At 71.9% G+C, this 231-nt stretch carries 1 pseudogene; it reads left to right on the top strand.

Going from position 1 to position 231, the window contains the following annotated elements:
- Nucleotides 1-198, top strand: a pseudogene (locus KVT44_RS57390) (DNA-binding response regulator); the annotation flags it as partial.
- Nucleotides 199-231: the final 33 nt, after the last annotated feature.

Raw genomic sequence — 231 nt, 5'->3', positions numbered from 1 at the left:
GAGGTACTGCCCCGCGCCTCCCCGTTGATGGCCGCCCCCCGGCGGCCGGTCCGTTTCCTCGCCCTCTCCGTGTCGCACGCCGGGAAGGACGCCATCGGTGTGACCCGGGGCAGCGCCCGTGGGTACGTCACCAAGACCATCACCGGCACGGACCTGGAGGACTCCATCTTCCGCGTCCAGGACGGCGACGCGGTCTTCTAGCCCCGCCTGGCCGGATTCGTCCTGGACGCG

Origin of the sequence: Streptomyces sp. GbtcB7 (genome assembly GCF_019091445.1) — a bacterium.
Lineage (GTDB): Bacteria > Actinomycetota > Actinomycetes > Streptomycetales > Streptomycetaceae > Streptomyces > Streptomyces mirabilis.
Note: the sequence above shows the minus strand (reverse complement) of the source record. Positions and strands in the feature narration are given on the sequence as shown.